The following is a 20,730-nucleotide window of genomic DNA, read 5'->3' on the forward strand; positions in this document are numbered from 1 at the left end:
AAACGCCCGGTTACATTCCGAACCCGGAAGCTAAGCCTCACAGCGCCGATGGTACTGCAGGGGGGACCCTGTGGGAGAGTAGGACGCCGCCGAACAAAATTTGAAAAGGTCGGATCCTGAACTTCGGTTCGGGGTCCGACCTTTTTACGTTGTGCTTAACGTGTCGTTCAACTTGCGCGCCGAGCATCCAGCACATGGGTACTGCTGCAATGCTCAGGGCCGCCGGCGTCGGAGTCGGTGACGAGGTCGTCGTCCCGGCCTTCGGGAACGTCGAAGTAGCCGAGGCTGTGACCCTGGCGGGTGCGCTCCCGGTGTTCGCGGACATAGATCCGGTCACCTACTGCCTCGACGCGTCCTCCGTGGAAGCGGCCGTAACTCCCCGCACGGCTGCCGTCGTTGTCGTCCACCGCTTCGGACGGCGTGCCGACATCCCCCGGTTGCACGAGATCGGGCAGCGTTACGGGCTGCTCGTGCTCGAGCAGGGCGAGTCCGAGGCGCCGTACGACGAGATGGCGCAGCGCAGGGAGCGGGCCGCCTATCTCGATGCCAAGTTGAAGGGTGTGAACACCCCGGACGGGGGCGACGGGCACACCTACCAGCAGTACGTCGTGCGCGTGCCCGGTAATGGCCGGCCGGACCGTGACGCCTTCGCACGAGCCCTGCGGGCCAAGGGAGTCGAGTGCCGGGTCCCCGTGAAGACGCCTGCGCATCGGCTGCCCGAGTTCCGGCGCTCCGTGGTGCTGCCGGAGACCGAGCGGGCCGCGGACGAGACGCTGGCGTTGCCCGTGGAGGCCTCACTGACGAAGCGTGAGATGCAGCGGATTGTCTCTGCCTGCAACGCCCTTGGCGGACTGCTCCAGCCCGCCTTCTGAGCGGGCACTGAACGAATTTGGGAACTCGGGCCTGTTCGGGGTACTCTTTTCTTGTCGCCGCGAGGGAAACCTCGAAAGCGACAAGGCCCCTATAGCTCAGTCGGCAGAGCGTCTCCATGGTAAGGAGAAGGTCAACGGTTCGATTCCGTTTGGGGGCTCCGAAGAAAAGGCCTCGCCCATCAGGGCGGGGCCTTTTTTGTGTGCCAGGGCGTGTGCCCGGGCGGGCCCGGGAGCCTCAGTCGTTCTGAAGCCCCGGGACCCGCATCGCCAGGATCGCCATGTCGTCGGACGGGGCGTCGGACGCGAAGCGCTCGACCGCCCGCATGATGCGTGCCGCGACCGCGCCCGCCGTGAGGCCCGTGCACGTGGTCAGGACGTCGGTGAGGCCGTCGTCGCCCAGCATGCGGGTGCCCTCGCGGCGTTCGGTGACGCCGTCCGTGACGCACAGGAGGACGTCTCCGGGGTCGAGGGTGACCGTCTCCTCGTACAGCTCCAGGTCCTCGATGACGCCGAGGAGCGGCTGGGGTTCGGCCGCCGTCACCACGGTGCCGTCCTGGCGCAGGCGCAGCGGCAGCGGGTGGCCGGCGCAGACGACCTTCAGCTCGGCGCTGCCGTCCTGCTGCGGCCGCAACTCGCCGTACAGCAGGGTCAGGAAGCGGCTGCGGTCGCCCTCGTCGAGGATCGCGGAGTTCAGCCGCTCGAGGACCGCCGGGCCGGAGAGTCCCTCGCGGGCCAGCAGGCGCAGCGCGTGCCGGGCGAGGCCTGTGACCGCCGCCGCGTTCGGGCCCGTACCGCAGACGTCGCCGATGGCGAAGCCGTAGGCGCCGTTGCCGATGGGGAAGAGGTCGTAGAAGTCGCCCCCGACCTCGTTGCCCTCGCCGGCCGCGCGGTAGATGACCTCGACCTCGACGCCGTCGATCTGGGGGAGGCCTGGTGGCAGCAGGCTGCGCTGGAGGGACTGGCTGATGGCCGTGCGTTCCGAGTACAGGCGGGCGTTGTCCAGGGCGAGCGCGGCGCGGCGGCTCAGGTCCTCGGCCAGTTCGAGGATCTCCTGCCGGAAGTGCTCGTCGGTGGGCTTGCCGAGGGTCAGCATGCCGATCACGCGGTTGCGGGCGACGAGTGGCAGCACGACCGTCTCGCCGCCGACCGCGGAGGCTGTCGCGAGCGTCGTGCCGATGCCCGGGGTGACCTGGTTGGTGGGGCCGCCGGCCAGGCCGAGGCTGCGCATGGAGGAACGCAGGGCCGCCTGGTGGGCGGCCTCGCCGGGGGCGGTCCAGACGCGGGCGCCGGGCGTCGGTACCGGATCGGGCGGGGGCATCTTCGACAGCAACGACTTGATGCCGTCGATGAGTTCCTCGTCCTCGTGCAGGACGTACGACAGGTACGGCTCGGAGGCCTGGTCGGCGATCGTGTAGACGGCGCACCAGGTGGCCAGGGTGGGGACGGTCATCTGGGCCATCAGGGCCAGGGTCTGGTCGCGGTCCAGGGTGCCGGCGAGCAGGTCGGAGGCCTCGACCAGGAAGCTCAGGGAGCCACGGCGCAGCCGCTCCAGCTCGCCCAGACGGGCCGACTCCACGGCCAGGGCGATGCGGTCGGCGGCGAACTGCAGGCGCAGCGCCTCCTCGTTGGAGTACCGGCCGGGCGCTTCGGCCGCCACGCCGAGGGAGCCGGTGAGGCGGCCCTCGACCTTGAGGGGGACCGTGACGACCGAGCGCATGCCGGTGCCGGACAGCAGGGGTACGGCGCCGGGCAGGGCGGTGAGGTCGTCGTGGACGGCCGGCATGCGTGCGGAGCCGTAGCGGCCGGGGCCCGCTTCCACGGGGACGCGGGCGAAGCGCTGGCGCGCGGAGGGCAGGCCGGTGGAGGCGCGGACCTCCAGCTCCGTCTCGTCGTCGGTGGCGAGGAGGAGGAACGCGGAGTCGCCGTCGAGCATGTCGCGGGCCCGTTCCACCGTGCGCTGGAGCAGGCCGTCGAGGTCGTCCGGGGCGGGGGAGCCGATGAACACCTCGAAGGGGTCGGTGCTCTGGCCGTCGGAGCCTGCGGTCTGGTCGGAGGCGGGGACGCGCAAGGGCGTCTGCAGGACGGCGCGTTCGTGGTCCCGTACCAGGAGGCAGACCGTGGAGGGTTCGCCGCCGGTGTCGCGGACCCTGAGGTGGGAGGCGTACACCGGGACCACCCGGCCGTCGGCGCCGCGGACGCCGTAGCTGCCCTCCCAGCGGGAGAGCTGGAGGGCCTCGGCGATGCCGGTGCCGGTGCCCGGGGTGTGCGGCCAGGCGGCGAGGTCGGTGAGGGGTTTGCCGATGACGTCGTTCGACGGGTACCCGAACAGTTCCTCCGCGTCCTCGTTCCAGGCGTTGATGGATCCCTTCCGGTCGATCTGGAGGACGGCGACGCGGACCCGGCCGTCGGCCAGCGGGAGGAGGTCGGCGGGCAGGGAGGGTCCGGCGGCGCGGGTGCCGACGGGGCGCTCGGGCGGGTCGAGGTGGAACCAGACGTTCTTGTGCGTGGGGGTGTAGTCCACGCCCCAGCGGGCGGCCAGGGCCGCGCACAGCTGGAGGCCGCGGCCGCCCTCGCGGTCGGGGCTGCCCATGGTGGCCGGGGAGCCCTGGAGCGGGACCTCGCGCTCGGGGTAGCGGTCCGCGACCTCGATGCGCACGCCGTCCTCGGTGCGCAGGCACAGCACGTCCGCGTGCGTTCCCGCGTGTACGACCGCGTTGGTCACCAGTTCGCTGGTGAGGACCACCGCGTCGTCGACGATGTCGGCGAAGCCCCAGCCCTGGAGGGTGTCACGGACGAAGGACCGGGCGGTCGCGACCGATCGCCCGACGGGCTCGAAGCTGGCGGCCGCGCGCGCGGTGATCACAGAACTCCTCGGCCGGTTGTCGACGTGCAGGGCTGCATGGCCGGTCGGCTCGCGCCGCTGCTGCGGCATCCGCTCGCCCGTCGGCCGTGGCTCCGGGGGATGTCCCCCGGGGATCAGTCCGGTGGTCATGGTCTGCGGCCGCCCCTCCGATGCCCGCTCGTTCTCGTGCCACCGCCCAGGCCGGTCGGACCGGTGCGGCTGGACAGCCGCATGCAAGGTTACTTACCTTCGCCGTCCGAGCGGATGCCGGTTGCCGGTGATTACGCCCCCAGGGTGTGCGGACGATGTGCGAAGCTGCCGAACTGTTATGGCCTGGTTCGGCCAGGGTGAAACACTGGGCAAGCTTCTGATGAAGGTCGGGGCATGCTGCGTGTGTTTCATGGAGGGCGGGCAGCAGCCCCTGGTGTGGCCGGATCTCGTCTGGCACGAATACCGAGCAGTAACGAGTACGCGGAAGTAACCGGTAAGCCGGAGGATCGGCGGGCCGGGCCGACGCGGCCAAGCACGGCAGTAACGGTCTACCCCTTCGGGAGGGACACAGTGGAGTCTGGCGCAGCGACGCGGGGCACGAAGGCGCGCGCGAAAGGCGGACCGTCTGTGGGTAGGAACGGCGGTACCACCGAAGTGGACACGGCTGCCCTGAACCGGCTGCTGGTGGCCCTCGTGGCGATGCGCGACGGCAACTTCCGCAAGCGGCTCACGGTGTCCGGGGACGGCGTGATGTCGGAGATCGCGGCGGTCTTCAACGAGGTGGCCGACCGGAACCTGCATCTGACGGGCGAGCTGTCCCGGGTGCGGCGCGTGGTGGGGCGTGAGGGAAAACTCACGGAGCGGCTGGAGACGGGCGCCTGCGAGGGCTCCTGGGCGACCGCCATCGACCACTCGAACGCGCTGGTCGACGATCTGGTCTGGCCCGTCTCGGAGGTCAGCCGGGTGCTGACGGCGGTCGCCGAGGGTGATCTCTCGCCGCGCATGGACCTGCGCACCCAGGCGCCCGACGGGACCGGGCATCCGCTGCGGGGCGAGTTCCTGAAGGTCGGCCGTACCGTCAACAATCTGGTGGACCAGCTGTCGACGTTCACCGACGAGGTCACGCGCGTGGCCAGCGAGGTCGGTACCGAGGGCAAGCTGGGCGGCCAGGCCCGGCTGCGCGGTATGTCCGGTTCGTGGAAGGACCTGACGGAATCCGTCAACACGATGGCGAACCGGCTGACCGCGCAGGTGCGGGACATCGCCCTGGTGACGACGGCGGTCGCCCGGGGTGATCTGTCCCGCAAGGTCACCGTGCATGTCGCCGGCGAGATGCTGGAGCTGAAGAACACCGTCAACACGATGGTGGAGCAGCTGTCCTCCTTCTCCTCCGAGGTGACCCGGGTGGCCCGTGAGGTGGGCACCGAGGGCATCCTGGGCGGCCAGGCGCAGGTGCCCGGGGTGGCCGGCGTGTGGAAGGAGCTGACGGACTCCGTCAACACGATGGCGGGCAACCTGACCGCACAGGTGCGCGGGATCTCCCAGGTGACGACCGCGGTCGCCAACGGTGACCTGTCGCAGAAGGTGACGGTTCCGGCGCGCGGCGAGGTCGCGCAGCTGGCCGAGACGATCAACCAGATGACCGAGACGCTGCGGATCTTCGCGGACGAGGTCACGCGCGTGGCCAACGAGGTCGGCGGGGAGGGGCGGCTCGGCGGTCAGGCCAATGTGCCGGGCGCGGCCGGTACCTGGAAGGACCTGACGGACTCCGTCAACACGGTGTTCCGGAACCTGACCACCCAGGTGCGGGACATCGCGGCGGTGACGACCGCCGTGGCCAGCGGTGATCTGTCGCAGAAGGTCACGGTGGACGTGGCCGGCGAGATGCTGGAACTGAAGAACACCGTCAACGGGATGGTGGACCAGCTGTCGGCGTTCGGTGCCGAGGTCACGCGGGTGGCGCGCGAGATCGGTGTCGAGGGTGAGCTCGGCGGGCAGGCGCAGGTGCCGGGCGCGGCGGGCACGTGGAAGGACCTGACGGACTCGGTCAACACCGCGTTCCGCAACCTGACCGGTCAGGTGCGCAACATCGCCCAGGTGACGACGGCGGTGGCCAACGGCGACCTCTCGCAGAAGGTCACCGTGGACGTCTCCGGCGAGATGCTCCAGCTGAAGAACACCGTGAACACGATGGTGGACCAGCTGTCGAGCTTCGCCGACCAGGTCACGCGGATGGCCCGGGACGTGGGCACGGAGGGCCGGCTGGGCGGTCAGGCCCGCGTGGACGGTGTGTCGGGTACGTGGAAGGAGTTGACGGACTCCGTCAACTTCATGGCCGGCAACCTGACGTCCCAGGTGCGGCAGATCGCCCAGGTGACGACGGCCGTGGCGCGCGGCGACCTGTCGCAGAAGATCGACGTCGACGCGCGCGGGGAGATCCTGGAGCTGAAGAACACCATCAACACGATGGTCGACCAGCTCTCCGCCTTCGCCGACCAGGTGACCCGGGTCGCGCGGGACGTGGGTACCGAGGGACGGCTCGGCGGACAGGCGCAGGTGCCGGGTGTGGCCGGTGTGTGGCGGGACCTCACCGACTCCGTGAACGGCATGGCCGGCAACCTGACCGCCCAGGTGCGCAACATCGCCCAGGTGGCCACCGCCGTGGCCCGCGGTGACCTCTCCCAGAAGATCACCGTGGACGCGCGCGGGGAGATCCTGGAGCTGAAGAACACCCTGAACACGATGGTCGACCAGCTGTCGTCGTTCGCCCAGGAGGTCACGCGTGTGGCCCGTGAGGTGGGTACGGAGGGCATCCTCGGCGGTCAGGCCGAGGTCCAGGGCGTCTCCGGTACCTGGAAGGACCTCACGCAGTCCGTGAACTTCATGGCGAACAACCTGACCATCCAGGTGCGCAACATCGCCGAGGTCACGACCGCGGTCGCCAAGGGCGACCTGTCCAAGAAGATCACCGTTGACGCGAAGGGCGAGATCCTCGAGCTCGTCACGACGGTCAACACGATGGTCGACCAGCTGTCCAGCTTCGCCGAGCAGGTGACCCGGGTGGCCCGTGAGGTGGGCACCGAGGGCATCCTGGGCGGGCAGGCGCACGTGCCGGGTGTCACGGGCATCTGGAAGGACCTGAGCAACAACGTCAACCTGATGGCCAACAACCTGACCATGCAGGTGCGGAACATCTCCCAGGTGTCGGCGGCCGTCGCCAACGGTGACCTGACGCGACAGGTCACCATCGAGGCGCGCGGTGAGGTGGCGCAGCTCGCCGACACCATCAACACCATGGTCAAGACGCTGAGTTCGTTCGCCGACCAGGTCACCAAGGTGGCCCGTGAGGTGGGCACGGACGGCATCCTGGGTGGCCAGGCACACGTACCGGGTGTGGCGGGTACGTGGAAGGACCTGACCGAGTCCGTGAACCAGATGGCGTCCAACCTGACCGGTCAGGTGCGCAACATCGCCATGGTGACCACGGCGATCGCCAAGGGTGACCTGACGAAGAAGATCGACATCGACGCCCGTGGCGAGATCCTCGAGCTGAAGACGACGATCAACACGATGGTCGACCAGCTGTCCAGCTTCGCCGAGGAGGTCACCCGGGTCGCCCGCGAGGTGGGTACCGAGGGACAGCTCGGCGGTCAGGCACGCGTGCGTGACGTCGACGGGACCTGGCGGGACCTGACCGAGTCGGTGAACGAGATGGCCGGGAACCTGACCCGGCAGGTGCGCGCCATCGCGCGCGTGGCGACCGCGGTGACCCGTGGCGACCTGAACCTGAAGATCGACGTCGACGCGTCCGGCGAGATCCAGGAACTGCAGGACTACATCAACAAGATGATCGCCAACCTGCGGGACACCACGATCGCCAACGAGGAGCAGGACTGGCTCAAGGGCAACCTCGCCCGCATCTCCGCGCTGATGCAGGGACGCCGCGACCTGGAGGACGTCGCCTCGCTGATCATGAGCGAGCTGACGCCGGTGGTCTCCGCGCAGCACGGGGCGTTCTTCGTGGCGATGCCCCTCATGGAGGGCCAGGAGCTCAGCGGCGACGCCGAGCACCAGTACGAGCTGCGGATGCTGGGCTCGTACGGCTACTCGATGGGCTCCATGCCGACGTCTTTCCGGCCCGGTGAGGCGCTGATCGGCACGGCCGCCCAGGAGAGGCGCACGATCCTGGTGGAGAACGCGCCCAGCGGCTATCTGAAGATCTCCTCCGGGCTCGGCGAGGCCCCGCCCGCGCAGGTGATCGTGCTGCCGGTCCTGTTCGAGGGCAAGGTGCTGGGTGTGATCGAGCTGGCGTCCTTCACGCCGTTCACGCAGATCCAGAAGGACTTCCTCAACCAGATCGCCGAGATGATCGCGACCAGCGTCAACACCATCTCGGTGAACACCAAGACCGAGCTGCTGCTGAAGCAGTCGCAGGAGCTGACCGAGCAGCTTCAGGAGCGGTCGGCCGAGTTGGAGAACCGGCAGAAGGCGCTGCAGGCCTCCAACGCCGAACTGGAGGAGAAGGCCGAGCTGCTGGCCCGGCAGAACCGGGACATCGAGGTGAAGAACACCGAGATCGAGGAGGCCCGGCAGGTCCTGGAGGAGCGCGCCGAGCAGCTCGCGGTGTCGATGCGCTACAAGAGCGAGTTCCTCGCCAACATGTCGCACGAGCTGCGTACGCCGCTCAACTCGCTGCTGATCCTGGCCAAGCTGCTCGCCGACAACGCGGAGGGCAATCTCTCCCCGAAGCAGGTCGAGTTCGCCGAGACCATCCACGGCGCGGGCTCCGACCTGCTGCAGCTGATCAACGACATCCTCGACCTGTCGAAGGTCGAGGCGGGCAAGATGGACGTCTCCCCGACGCGCATCGCGCTCGTCCAGCTCGTGGACTACGTGGAGGCCACCTTCCGGCCGCTGACCGCGGAGAAGGGCCTGGACCTGTCCGTGCGGGTCTCCCCGGAGCTGCCCGCGACCCTGCACACCGACGAGCAGCGGCTGCTCCAGGTGCTGCGCAACCTGCTGTCCAACGCGGTGAAGTTCACCGACTCCGGTTCGGTGGAGCTGGTCATCCGGCCGGCCGGCGCGGGGGTGCCGCAGTCGATCCGGGAGCAGCTGCTGGAGGCCGGTTCGCTGACCGATCCGGACGCGCCGCTGATCGCGTTCTCGGTGACGGACACCGGTATCGGCATCGCGGCCAGCAAGATGCGGGTGATCTTCGAGGCGTTCAAGCAGGCGGACGGCACGACGAGCCGCAAGTACGGCGGCACCGGTCTGGGTCTGTCGATCTCGCGGGAGATCGCGCAGCTGCTCGGCGGTGAGATCCACGCGCAGAGCGAGCCGGGCCGCGGCTCGACGTTCACGCTGTATCTGCCGGTGCACCCGAGCGAACTCCCGCCGCAGGGCTACCAGCCGTCCGTGCCCGCGCTGGAGGCCGGTGAGCTGCTCGCCTCCGAGGCCGAGCGGTCCTCGGAGCTGTCCGCCGTGGAGATCGTGACGCCGGCCGAGGTGAAGTCGTACCAGGAGACGCAGAACGGTGCCGCCGCGCTCTTCCGGCGCCGCCGCCGGAGCCTGCCGCAGTCCGAGCAGTGGGCGACGGACGCGGAGCAGGAGAGCGCGCCGGAGCCGGCCCGCGCGGTGCGGTTCGCCGGTGAGAAGGTGCTCATCGTCGACGACGACATCCGCAACGTGTTCGCGCTCACCAGCGTCCTGGAGCAGCACGGGCTGTCGGTGCTGTACGCGGAGAACGGCCGTGAGGGCATCGAGGTGCTGGAGCAGCACGACGACGTGGCGGTCGTGCTGATGGACATCATGATGCCCGAGATGGACGGGTATGCGACGACGACGGCGATCCGGAGGATGCCGCAGTTCGCCGGGCTGCCGATCATCGCACTGACCGCGAAGGCGATGAAGGGCGACCGGGAGAAGGCGATCGAGTCGGGTGCTTCCGACTATGTGACGAAGCCGGTCGACCCCGACCATCTGCTGGCCGTCATGCGGCAGTGGATGCGCGCGGAGTGACCGGATGACCAGAGCGGATGTGAACGTTGCGGGAACCCTGGGTGTGCACGGGGAGTTGCTGTTCCGGAGGGGCCTGCGATGTGTGGGAACCCCGGATTCCGGGAACCTTCCGGTCTCCCGCGGCGTTTCCTTTGCGTGCACAGTGACATCGCGGTGACAGGGTGTGGCGACGGGCGGGGTGCGGCTACGATGACCGGCACAAGGACGGGCGGCGAAAGGGAGTCGTCCCCTGGGGCGGCGCCCGGTGTACCGCCGGGGCGAGGAGGGCGGGCCATGGTGCAGAAGGCCAAGATCCTCCTGGTCGATGACCGGCCGGAGAATCTGCTGGCGCTGGAGGCCATCCTCTCTGCGCTCGATCAGACGCTGGTGCGGGCATCGTCCGGGGAGGAAGCACTCAAGGCACTGCTCACGGACGATTTCGCGGTCATTCTGCTGGACGTCCAGATGCCGGGCATGGACGGATTCGAGACCGCCGCGCACATCAAGCGGCGCGAGCGGACCCGGGACATCCCGATCATCTTTCTCACCGCGATCAATCACGGCCCCCACCACACCTTCCGGGGCTATGCGGCGGGCGCGGTCGACTACATCTCCAAGCCCTTCGACCCGTGGGTGCTGCGCGCGAAGGTGTCCGTCTTCGTCGAGCTGTACATGAAGAACTGCCAGCTGCGGGAGCAGGCGGCGCTGCTGCGGCTCCAGTTGGAGGGCGGCGGCAAGGGCGCGGTCGGCGGCAAGGAGTCCGCCGGGCTGCTCGCCGAGCTGTCCGCGCGGCTCGCGGCCGTCGAGGAGCAGGCGGAGGCGCTGTCCAAGCAGCTGGACGACGAGTCCGCGGACGCTGCCGCGGTGGCCACGGCCGCCCATCTCGAGCGCAAGCTGACGGGGTTGCGCCGCGCACTCGACGCCTTGGAGCCGGGCGCGGGCAGCGGCAGCCCGTCGGTGCCGACGCAGAACTGACGCCCGCGGGGAGCACAGTTGCCCATGAGTGTGCGTCAGTTCCGCGCCCCGGCCGGGGCGACACGAACGGGTGAAGCAGTGGGCACGCGTGTCCGCTGTCGCCTCCCCCGGTAACCTCACACCCATGGCCTCACGTCCCTCCGCAGCCAAGAAGCAGCCCGCGAAGAAGGCGGCCGCTCCCGCGAAGGCTCCGGCGAAGAAGGCCGCCGCGAAAAAGGCCCCGGCCAAGAAGGCGCCCGCCAAGAAGGCCCCGGCGAAGAAGGCCGCGCCACCCAAGCCGGCACCCAACCCCACCGGGGGCGTGTACCGGCTCGTGCGCGCCCTCTGGCTCGGCCTCGCGCACGCCGTCGGCGCTGTCTTCCGGGGCATAGGGCACGGTGCGAAGAACCTCGACCCGGCCCACCGCAAGGACGGCGTCGCGCTGCTGCTGTTCGGTATCGCACTGATCGTCGCCGCCGGCACGTGGGCCGATCTGCGCGGCCCGGTCGGCGACCTGGTGGAGATCCTCGTCACGGGTGCGTTCGGCCGGCTCGACCTGCTGGTGCCGGTCCTGCTCGCGCTGATCGGCGTACGGTTCGTCCGGCACCCGGAGCAGCCGGATGCCAACGGCCGGATCGTGATCGGCCTGTCCGCACTCGTCATCGGCGTGCTCGGCCAGGTCCACATCGCCTGCGGCTCGCCCGCCCGCAGCGAGGGCATGCAGGCCATAAGGGACGCCGGCGGCCTCATCGGCTGGGCGGCGGCGACCCCGCTGACGTACTCCATGAGCGAGGCGCTGGCCGTACCGCTGCTGGTACTGCTGACGATCTTCGGCCTGCTCGTGGTGACCGCCACCCCGGTCAACGCCATCCCGCAGCGGCTGCGCGCGCTCGGCGTGCGCCTGGGCCTGCTCCCCGACCCGGAGGAGTACGAGCCCTCCTACGAGCCATCCGAGGACGACGCGCGCTACGACGAACAGTGGCGCGAGGCGCTGCCCGCGCGCTCCCGCAGGCGTCGGAGCGCCTCCCAGGCTTTCGACACGGACGGCGCAGAGGAGGAAGCCCTCTCGCAGCGCCGAGGCCGCCCCAGGCGCTCCGCGGTGCCGCAGCCCGATCTGCAGCGCCAGATGGACGCGGTGGACGTCGCGGCGGCCGCCGCTGCCGCGCTCGACGGTGCCGTCCTGCACGGCATGCCGCCGTCCCCGCTCGTCGCCGATCTCACCCAGGGCGTCAGCGTGGGCGACCGCGAGGAGACCACACCGGTCCCCGTGCCCTCGCCGTCTCCGGAGCCGGCACCGGCCGCCCGCCCCAAGCAGGAGAAGCTGAAGGTCGAGGCGGTCCCCGACCTCACGAAGTCGGCCCCCGACGAGCCCCGCGACCTGCCCGCGCGCGCGGAGCAGCTCCAGCTCTCCGGGGACATCACCTACGCGCTGCCGTCGCTGGACCTCCTCACGCGCGGAGGCCCGGGCAAGGCGCGCAGCGCGGCGAACGACGCGGTCGTCGACTCCCTGCGCACCGTCTTCTCCGAGTTCAAGGTGGACGCCGACGTCACCGGTTTCACCCGCGGCCCGACGGTCACCCGCTACGAGGTCCAGCTCGGCCCCGCCGTGAAGGTCGAGCGGATCACCGCGCTGACCAAGAACATCGCGTACGCCGTGGCCAGCCCGGACGTACGGATCATCAGCCCCATCCCGGGCAAGTCCGCGGTCGGAATCGAGATCCCGAACACCGACCGGGAGATGGTCAACCTCGGCGACGTGCTGCGTCTCGCGGAGTCCGCCGAGGACGACGACCCGATGCTGGTCGCCTTCGGCAAGGACGTCGAGGGCGGGTACGTGATGCACTCGCTGGCGAAGATGCCGCACATGCTCGTCGCCGGCGCGACCGGTTCCGGCAAGTCCTCGTGCATCAACTGCCTGATCACCTCGGTCATGATGCGGGCGACCCCGGAGGACGTCCGGATGATCCTGGTCGACCCCAAGCGCGTCGAACTGACCGCCTACGAGGGCATCCCGCACCTGATCACGCCGATCATCACCAACCCCAAGCGGGCCGCCGAGGCGCTGCAGTGGGTCGTCCGCGAGATGGACCTGCGCTACGACGACCTGGCCGCGTTCGGCTTCCGGCACATCGACGACTTCAACCAGGCCATCCGCGACGGCAAGGTGAAACTGCCCGAGGGCAGCGAGCGGGAGCTGCAGCCGTACCCGTACCTGCTGGTGATCGTGGACGAGCTGGCCGACCTGATGATGGTCGCCCCGCGGGACGTCGAGGACGCGATCGTGCGCATCACGCAGCTCGCTCGCGCGGCCGGCATCCACCTGGTGCTCGCCACCCAGCGCCCCTCGGTCGACGTGGTCACCGGTCTGATCAAGGCCAACGTGCCCTCCCGGCTGGCCTTCGCCACCTCCTCACTCGCCGACTCCCGGGTCATCCTCGACCAGCCCGGCGCCGAGAAGCTGATCGGCAAGGGCGACGGCCTGTTCCTGCCGATGGGCGCGAACAAGCCGACCCGTATGCAGGGCGCGTTCGTGACCGAGGCCGAGGTCGCAGCCGTCGTCCAGCACTGCAAGGACCAGATGGCGCCCGTCTTCCGGGACGACGTCACCGTGGGCACCAAGCAGAAGAAGGAGATCGACGAGGACATCGGCGACGACCTCGATCTGCTGTGCCAGGCGGCCGAGCTGGTGGTCTCCACCCAGTTCGGGTCGACGTCGATGCTCCAGCGCAAGCTGCGCGTCGGCTTCGCCAAGGCCGGGCGGCTGATGGACCTCATGGAGTCCCGGAACATCGTCGGGCCCAGCGAGGGCTCCAAGGCGCGCGACGTTCTGGTGAAGCCCGATGAGCTGGACGGCGTGCTCGCCGTGATTCGCGGGGAGTCGGACGGGTAGGGCGACTGGCAGGCAACGGGCAGCGGGCCGCCCGGCGTGTCGGCCGTACGCCGGGTGGAGGCATCGCCGTGATCCACCCGTTAGAGAGCTGCGGGCAACCGTTTCCCTTTGCCGTACGTCAAGTTGAGCGAGAGGACAGTTTCGGGGCCCATGCTGGGGTCCGCGACTGTCCCGCCGTCAGGATGACCTTCAGATGGCGTACAAATCGCACTGCCCAGTCGCCTCACCCTTTCGCACCCCCCTAGACTGAACCTCCAGCACAGGTGGCTTAAACGCTCGAAAGGCGCCCCCGTGTCCATCGGCAACTCCCCTGAAGACGAGCGTCCGTTCGAAGACGTGACCGAGGAAGCCCGTACCTCCGTGGGGCGCGCCCTGAAGCAGGCGCGCATCGCGGCCGGGCTCACCGTCGACGACGTCAGCAGCGCCACTCGTGTCCGCGTCGCCATCGTGCAGGCCATCGAGGCGGACGACTTCGCCCCCTGTGGCGGTGACGTCTACGCGCGCGGGCACATCCGCACGCTGGCCAGGGCCGTCCGGATCGACCCCGCACCGCTGATCGAGCAGTTCGAAGCCGACCACGGCGGGCGGCCCGCGCCCACCCCGGCCGCGCCGCTCTTCGAGGCGGAACGTATCCGCCCGGAGCGCCGGGGACCGAACTGGACCGCGGCCATGGTCGCCGCGATCGTCGTCGTGATCGGCTTCGTCGGGTTCACCGCATTCAGCGGCGGTAACGGCGACAACGACGCCAAATCGCAGGTCGCCGAGGGTGCCACCACCACGCCCAGCAAGCCCGCCTCGCCCACGCCCACGAAGGACAAGCCCGCCGCGCCGTCGTCCGAGGCCTCCGACAGCGCGATCGCGGCCGCGCCGCAGGACAAGGTGACCGTCCAGCTCAGCGCGGCGAACGGACGCAGCTGGATCTCCGCCAAGGACCACAACGGCCGGATGCTCTTCGACGGGCTGCTGAAGAAGGGCGAGTCCAAGACCTTCCAGGACAGCTCCAAGATCAACCTGATCCTGGGCGACGCCGGCGCGATCCAGCTGTACGTCAACGGCAAGAAGATCGAGGACAACTTCCAAAAGGGCGCGGTGGAGCGCCTCACGTACACGAAGGGCGACCCCGAGGCCGGATGAGCCGCCTTCGGGACAGCTGACGGGAAGGGGTTGGCCAAGATCGGCCAACCCCTTCGACATGGGGTGTCAGACAGACGAAGTAGTCTTGAGCCCATGCCTGAACGCCGTACCGTCGCACTCGTCACTCTCGGCTGCGCCCGTAACGAGGTGGACTCGGAGGAGCTCGCAGGCCGTTTGGAGGCGGACGGCTGGCAGCTCGTCGAGGACGCCGGGGACGCCGATGTCGCCGTGGTCAACACCTGTGGCTTCGTGGATGCCGCCAAGAAGGACTCCGTCGATGCCCTGCTGGAGGCCAATGACCTCAAGGGCCATGGCAGAACCCAGGCCGTCGTGGCGGTGGGCTGCATGGCCGAGCGGTACGGCAAGGACCTGGCCGAGGCGCTGCCCGAGGCCGATGGCGTGCTCGGCTTCGACGACTACGCGGACATCTCCGACCGCCTGCAGACCATCCTGTCCGGCGGCATCCACGCCTCCCACACCCCGCGGGACCGCCGCAAGCTGCTGCCGATCAGCCCCGCCGAGCGGCAGGAATCGGCCGCCTCGGTCGCGCTGCCCGGCCACGGCCCGGCCGACCTGCCCGACGGCGTAGCGCCGGCCTCCGGCCCGCGCGCACCCCTGCGCCGCCGCCTGGACGGCTCCGCGGTCGCCTCGGTCAAGCTCGCCTCCGGCTGCGACCGGCGCTGCTCCTTCTGCGCCATCCCGTCCTTCCGCGGCTCCTTCATCTCACGCCGCCCGAGCGACGTGCTGAACGAGACGCGGTGGCTGGCCGAGCAGGGAGTGAAGGAGATCATGCTGGTCTCCGAGAACAACACCTCCTACGGCAAGGACCTGGGCGACATCCGCCTCCTGGAGTCCCTGCTGCCGGAGCTGGCCGAGGTCGACGGCATCGAGCGTGTGCGCGTCAGCTACCTGCAGCCGGCCGAGATGCGCCCGGGCCTGATCGACGTGCTGACTTCCACCCCGAAGGTCGTCCCCTACTTCGACCTGTCGTTCCAGCACTCCGCGCCCGACGTGCTGCGCGCCATGCGCCGCTTCGGCGACACCGACCGCTTCCTGGAGCTGCTGGACACCATCCGCACCAAGGCCCCCGAGGCCGGTGTGCGCTCCAACTTCATCGTCGGCTTCCCCGGCGAGAGCGAGTCGGACCTGGCCGAGCTGGAGCGCTTCCTGAACGGCGCCCGCCTGGACGCCATCGGTGTCTTCGGCTACTCCGACGAGGAGGGCACGGAGGCGGCGACGTACGACAACAAGCTCGACGAGGACGTCGTCGCCGAGCGCCTGGCCCGCATCTCCCGGCTCGCCGAGGAACTCGTCTCGCAGCGCGCCGAGGACCGCGTCGGGGAGACCGTGCGCGTCCTCGTGGAGTCGGTGGACGAGGAGGAGGGCGTGTACGGCCGTGCCGCGCACCAGGCGCCGGAGACGGACGGCCAGGTGCTGCTCACGAGCGGCGAGGGCCTGAGTGTCGGACGTATGGTCGAGGCAAAGGTGGTCGGTACGGAAGGTGTCGACCTGGTGGCCGAGCCGTTGACGGGCTCGCTCGGGTGTAGTGAGGAGGCGGGCAGATGACCGGAGTCCCGGCATCCGCCGCGGGCGGCTCCTCCGGCGCGCACGGTGCGCGGGGTTCCGCCGCCGGGGCCGGCGGCGCTGCTTCCGAGGTCTCCGGTTCTGCCTCCGGCTCCGCCGACGGCGCAAAGCCCGCGCGCGGCGGGAAGCTCGCGGCCGCGGCCGTCAACCAGGCCAGCGTGTGGAACGTCGCCAATCTGCTGACGATGCTCCGGCTGCTGCTCGTGCCCGGATTCGTGGCATTGATGCTGGCGGGCGGCGGCTACGACCCGGCCTGGCGCTCGCTCGCCTGGGCGGCCTTCGCCATCGCCATGATCACCGACCTGTTCGACGGGCATCTGGCGCGCACCTACAACCTGGTCACCGACTTCGGGAAGATCGCCGACCCCATCGCCGACAAGGCGATCATGGGGGCGGCGCTCATCTGTCTGTCCGCCCTGGGCGATCTTCCGTGGTGGGTGACGGCCGTCATCCTCGGCCGGGAACTCGGCATCACCCTGATGCGTTTTCTGGTCATTCGCTACGGCGTGATCCCCGCGAGCCGGGGCGGCAAGCTGAAGACACTCACCCAGGGCGTGGCCGTCGGGATGTACGTCCTGGCACTGACGGGGTGGCTGGCGACCCTGAGGTTCTGGGTGATGGCCGTGGCGGTCGTCCTCACCGTCGTCACCGGCCTCGACTATGTGAGACAAGCCATTGTGCTGCGCCGGCGCGGAATCGCCGAGCGCGCGGCAGCGTTGGAGGAGACGGAAGCGTGAGTTCCCCGGCCACCGAACTGGTGCGACTACTGACCGTGAGAGGCGAGAGCATCGCCGTCGCGGAGTCGCTCACGGGTGGTCTGGTCGCGGCGGAGATCACGTCCGTCCCCGGGGCGTCCAAGGTCTTCCGGGGTTCGGTCACGGCCTACGCCACCGGGCTGAAGCACGAGCTGCTGGCGGTCGACGCCACCCTGCTGGCCGAGCGGGGGGCGGTGGATCCGCAGGTCGCGGCCCAGATGGCGGCCGGGGTGCGAAAGGCTCTCGGGGCCGACTGGGGCATCGCGACCACCGGTGTCGCCGGGCCCGAACCGCAGGACGGCCAGCCCGTCGGGACGGTCTTCGTGGCCGTCGACGGGCCGCTCACGCCCGGCCCCGGTTCTGCCGGTGGCGGAAAAGTGGAGGCCCTGCGGTTGAACGGCGACCGTGCGGACATTCGTATGGAGAGTGTACGGAGCGTACTCGCACTGCTCCTGAGAGAGCTTGCGGGCGAACAGACCGGGAATGAGCGGGCACAGGATACGGAACGGAACGGGGGGTTTTGATGTTTGCAGCCCTGAGTGAACACGACATCGCTCCCCGCACGGCCGCGGCGCAAGGCGGTACGGTGGGGCGAGAAGGATGCGGCTACGCGGTCCGAGGAGGGAGCCACCGATGATTCTGCTCCGTCGCCTGCTTGGTGACGTGCTGCGTCGGCAGCGCCAACGCCAGGGCCGTACTCTGCGCGAAGTCTCCTCGTCCGCCCGAGTCTCACTCGGCTATCTCTCCGAGGTGGAGCGGGGGCAGAAGGAGGCTTCCTCCGAACTGCTCGCCGCCATCTGCGACGCGCTGGACGTACGGATGTCGGAACTGATGCGAGAAGTCAGCGACGAGTTGGCGCTCGCCGAGCTGGCGCAGTCGGCCCGGGCCACCGAGCCCGTGCCCACGCCGGTCCGTCCGGTGCTGGGTTCCGTGTCGGTGACCGGCGTGCCACCGGAACGGGTGACCATCAAGGCGCCCGCCGGGGCAGTGGACGTGGTCGCCGCGTGACGTTCGCGTGCGCGGCTTAGCGACCCGATACGTGTGAAGCCCCGGCCGGGCTTCTCCAGGGAGAGACCTGGGGTGCCCGGCCGGGGCTTTCGTGTTACCCGCATGTGTGATTTGTGTCTCATTTGCGTCCATTTGCCGGTATTCGGTGCGGCGGTCATGGTGGGAGGGACGTGACGGTGCCGAACCTCCGGAGGAAAGCGGATGTACGTCGTGAAGAGCCCGTTGCCCGACGACGCCCTGAAGACCGTGTCCGAGGCGCTGCAGGGCGCCCTGGTCGACCTGGTGGACCTCTCGCTGGTCGCCAAGCAGATCCACTGGAACGTCGTCGGACCCCGCTTCCGGTCCATCCACCTCCAGCTCGACGAGGTCGTCGCCTCCGCGCGCATCCACTCCGACACGGTCGCGGAGCGGGCCTCCGCGCTCGGCGTCCCGCCCGACGGGCGCGCGGCCACGGTGGCCGCCGGCAGCGGCATAGGGACCGCTCCGGCCGGCTGGGTCAAGGACACGGACGCGGTCCGGACGATGGTGGACGCCCTCGGGGCGTTGATCATCCGGATGCGGGAGCGCGTCGATGCGACCGGGGAGGCGGATCCGGTGTCCCAGGACATCTTCATCGGGATCACGGCGGACCTGGAGAAGCACCACTGGATGTTCCAGGCAGAGAATGCGTGAGCGTTCCGGAGCGTCCGGTGTTGCATCAGTGAGCCCTCGGTGCGCCTCCCGTGCGGGTCGCGTGGCGTTCTAGCGTCCGGCTGGAGGTGGCGGCCATGGTGGGGCGGATACTGCGCTGGGGGGCCGTGCTCGGGCTGGGGGCGGTGTGGTGGTGGGCCGTGCTGCGCATCGCCCTGGGGGCGGACTCCGGCGTCGTCGAAGGGGCCGTCGCGATCGGTGGCTGGGGGCTGAGCGTGCTGCCGGTGCACTGCGTGCCCAAAGGGCGCGCCCTTGGCGCGGTCCCATCGGGACGGTGGACGGCCGCTTGGCGGGCGGGGGGCGCTACCAGGGCATCGCCACGCCCCCGTTCGGACGGAGGATCTGCCCCGTCGTGAACCCCGAGGCGTCCGACGCCAGGTACAGCACCGTGTGTGCGACGTCATCGGCCTCGCCGACCCGGCCCAGCGGAGACATCCGGGCCATCAGGGACTCGGTGTGCGCCTGTGCCTCCTGGTCGTGGCGGTCGGTCATGGGGGTCCGGATCCAGCCCGGAGCGACGGCGTTGACCCGGATGCCGTGCCGGCCGACCTCGCTGGCCAGCGTCTTCGTCAGCTGCACCACGGCCGCCTTCGCCGCGCCGTAGCAGAGCAGCCCGGAGCCGCCGGTGTCGATGGCGCCGGAGGCCATCGTGACGATGCTGCCCCGGGTGTCGTGGTCGAGCATCAGCCGTGCCGCATCCTGGCAGGCGTACAGCACGCCCTTGAAGTTGACGTTCAGCACCCGGTCCAGGTCCTCGTCCCGGGTCTCCAGGACCGGGCTGCTGTGCATGATCCCGGCGATCGCGGCCATCACGTCCAGGCGCCCGCAGGAACGGACGGCCTCGGTGAGACGGGTCCGGTCGGTGACGTCGACGACGTGCACAAGGGCGCTGCCGCCGCGGTCCTTGATCAGCTCGGCGGTGCCGTGCAGGCCGTCCGCGTCCAGGTCGGCGCAGTGCACCGAGGCTCCCGCCTCGGCGAGCAGGACGGCCGAGGCCCGGCCGATGCCGCCGGCGGCTCCGGTGACGAACGCGGTGCGTCCACTGAGGTCGTACGCCTTGAGAGGCATACAGCGACGGTACGAGTGCTTCTGACGGTCCGTCAATTAGTTGGGCGGGGACGGCCGTCGGGGCCTGCGCTCACGCCATTTCTGCGATGCCCCCGGTGCCGGTGCCGGGCCCGTCTGGCAGGTCGGGCACCAATAGGTCGGGCGCTCCCGGGATCCGTCGCCCTGGTCGGCCACGCGGACCGGCGTGTGGCAGCGCAGACAGGGGCGCGGGGCGCGGCCGTACACGAACAGGTCCTGCCGGTGCAGGCCCGTGGTCTGGCGGACCGGGCGGTCGCGGTTGGTCTCCAGGAGCCTCTTGGCGAGGGCGGGCAGCCTGGCGGCACGGTCCGCGGGCAGGGCGCCGACCGGCAGCCAGGGGGTCACGCCGAGCAGATAGCACAGTTCGCTCTTGTAGACGTTGCCGATGCCGGCGAGATTGCGCTGGTCGAGCAGGGCCTCGCCGAGCCGGCGCCCGGGGTCCGCGAGGAGGTTGGCGAGGGCGCGCTCGGGGTCCCAGTCCGGGCCGAGCAGGTCGGGGCCGAGGTGGCCGACGACGCGCTCCTCCTCGCCGGTGCGCAGGAACTCCAGCACCTGGAGGCGATAGCCGACGGCCGTGCGATCGGCGGTGCCGAGGATCGCTCGGATCTGGTGCGCCGGGCCGCCCCGCCAGCTCTCGCCCGTGCCGTACACCTTCCAGGCGCCTTCCATGCGCAGATGCGTGTGCAGGGTCAGGCCGCCCTCGAAGCGGGTGAGCAGGTGTTTGCCGCGCGGGGTCGTGTCCAGGACCGTACGGCCCGTGAGGTCGACTGTCGCGTACTTCGGCACCCGGAAGTCGCTGCGGGTCAGCACCTTGCCCGCGAGGGCCTCGTGCAGCCGCCGCGCGGCCTGCCAGACCGTGTCACCTTCGGGCATGCGTCCAGGGTGCCACGGCGGGGTGACCTGGGGCGGCCGTGTCCCGGGGCACCG

At 70.0% G+C, this 20,730-nt stretch carries 13 protein-coding genes, 1 tRNA gene and 1 rRNA gene; 12 read left to right on the forward strand and 3 right to left on the reverse strand.

Annotated elements, in window-relative coordinates; all coding sequences use genetic code 11:
- From rrf to ACZ5DS_RS04360, 3 genes are all read left to right on the forward strand, one after another.
- Positions 1 to 95: ribosomal RNA gene (rrf, locus tag ACZ5DS_RS04350) — 5S ribosomal RNA — on the forward strand; the annotation flags it as partial.
- A gap of 114 nt (positions 96 to 209) precedes the next feature.
- The gene (locus tag ACZ5DS_RS04355; protein WP_468235085.1) at positions 210 to 872 is read left to right on the forward strand and encodes a DegT/DnrJ/EryC1/StrS family aminotransferase; all 663 of its coding nucleotides are present in this window, start codon (positions 210 to 212) and stop codon (positions 870 to 872) included.
- An 85-nt stretch (positions 873 to 957) separates the two neighbouring features.
- Positions 958 to 1,030: transfer RNA gene (locus tag ACZ5DS_RS04360), tRNA-Thr, on the forward strand.
- 77 nt (positions 1,031 to 1,107) lie between these two features.
- On the opposite strand, the gene ACZ5DS_RS04365 is transcribed toward ACZ5DS_RS04360, so the two are convergent.
- The gene (locus ACZ5DS_RS04365; RefSeq protein ID WP_468233917.1) at positions 1,108 to 3,864 is read right to left on the reverse strand and encodes a SpoIIE family protein phosphatase; all 2,757 of its coding nucleotides are present in this window, start codon (positions 3,862 to 3,864) and stop codon (positions 1,108 to 1,110) included.
- Between the two features lie 411 nt (positions 3,865 to 4,275).
- On the opposite strand from ACZ5DS_RS04365, the gene ACZ5DS_RS04370 reads away from it, so the two are divergent.
- The 9 genes from ACZ5DS_RS04370 to ACZ5DS_RS04410 all read left to right on the forward strand — a co-directional run bounded on the left by ACZ5DS_RS04370 (position 4,276) and on the right by ACZ5DS_RS04410 (position 18,699).
- Positions 4,276 to 9,723 carry a HAMP domain-containing protein gene (locus ACZ5DS_RS04370; protein ID WP_468233920.1) on the forward strand — a complete coding sequence of 1,816 codons (5,448 nt, stop codon included), beginning with the start codon at positions 4,276 to 4,278 and terminating at the stop codon, positions 9,721 to 9,723.
- 273 nt (positions 9,724 to 9,996) lie between these two features.
- The gene (locus ACZ5DS_RS04375; protein ID WP_468233923.1) at positions 9,997 to 10,677 is read left to right on the forward strand and encodes a response regulator; all 681 of its coding nucleotides are present in this window, start codon (positions 9,997 to 9,999) and stop codon (positions 10,675 to 10,677) included.
- A gap of 124 nt (positions 10,678 to 10,801) precedes the next feature.
- The gene (locus tag ACZ5DS_RS04380; protein ID WP_468233927.1) at positions 10,802 to 13,546 is read left to right on the forward strand and encodes a DNA translocase FtsK; all 2,745 of its coding nucleotides are present in this window, start codon (positions 10,802 to 10,804) and stop codon (positions 13,544 to 13,546) included.
- 291 nt (positions 13,547 to 13,837) lie between these two features.
- Complete coding sequence (locus tag ACZ5DS_RS04385) at positions 13,838 to 14,680, forward strand: helix-turn-helix domain-containing protein (RefSeq protein ID WP_468233929.1); 843 nt, start codon at positions 13,838 to 13,840, stop codon at positions 14,678 to 14,680.
- Positions 14,681 to 14,773: 93 nt separating this feature from the next.
- Positions 14,774 to 16,246: a 30S ribosomal protein S12 methylthiotransferase RimO gene (rimO, locus tag ACZ5DS_RS04390; RefSeq protein ID WP_468233931.1), complete on the forward strand. Its 1,473-nt coding sequence runs from the start codon at positions 14,774 to 14,776 to the stop codon at positions 16,244 to 16,246.
- Complete coding sequence (gene pgsA, locus ACZ5DS_RS04395) at positions 16,243 to 17,001, forward strand: CDP-diacylglycerol--glycerol-3-phosphate 3-phosphatidyltransferase (RefSeq protein WP_468233934.1); 759 nt, start codon at positions 16,243 to 16,245, stop codon at positions 16,999 to 17,001. Before rimO ends, pgsA begins: the two co-directional genes overlap by 4 nt.
- A complete protein-coding gene (locus tag ACZ5DS_RS04400; protein WP_468233937.1) occupies positions 16,998 to 17,543 on the forward strand; it encodes a CinA family protein in 546 nt (181 codons plus the stop codon). Before pgsA ends, ACZ5DS_RS04400 begins: the two co-directional genes overlap by 4 nt.
- A gap of 109 nt (positions 17,544 to 17,652) precedes the next feature.
- A complete protein-coding gene (locus tag ACZ5DS_RS04405) occupies positions 17,653 to 18,027 on the forward strand; it encodes a helix-turn-helix domain-containing protein (protein ID WP_468233940.1) in 375 nt (124 codons plus the stop codon).
- 201 nt (positions 18,028 to 18,228) lie between these two features.
- Complete coding sequence (locus tag ACZ5DS_RS04410) at positions 18,229 to 18,699, forward strand: Dps family protein (RefSeq protein ID WP_468233943.1); 471 nt, start codon at positions 18,229 to 18,231, stop codon at positions 18,697 to 18,699.
- Between the two features lie 321 nt (positions 18,700 to 19,020).
- Here the strand turns inward: ACZ5DS_RS04410 and ACZ5DS_RS04415 are convergent, their stop codons facing one another.
- Both ACZ5DS_RS04415 and ACZ5DS_RS04420 read right to left on the reverse strand, forming a co-directional pair.
- Positions 19,021 to 19,785, reverse strand: a complete 765-nt coding sequence (locus tag ACZ5DS_RS04415; RefSeq protein WP_468233946.1) for an SDR family NAD(P)-dependent oxidoreductase — start codon at positions 19,783 to 19,785, stop codon at positions 19,021 to 19,023.
- 36 nt (positions 19,786 to 19,821) lie between these two features.
- Positions 19,822 to 20,676, reverse strand: coding sequence for an Fpg/Nei family DNA glycosylase (locus tag ACZ5DS_RS04420; RefSeq protein WP_468233949.1), 855 nt, complete (start codon positions 20,674 to 20,676; stop codon positions 19,822 to 19,824).
- Between the last annotated feature and the right edge of the window lie 54 nt (positions 20,677 to 20,730).

Source organism: Streptomyces sp. NPDC031100 (assembly GCF_055570785.1).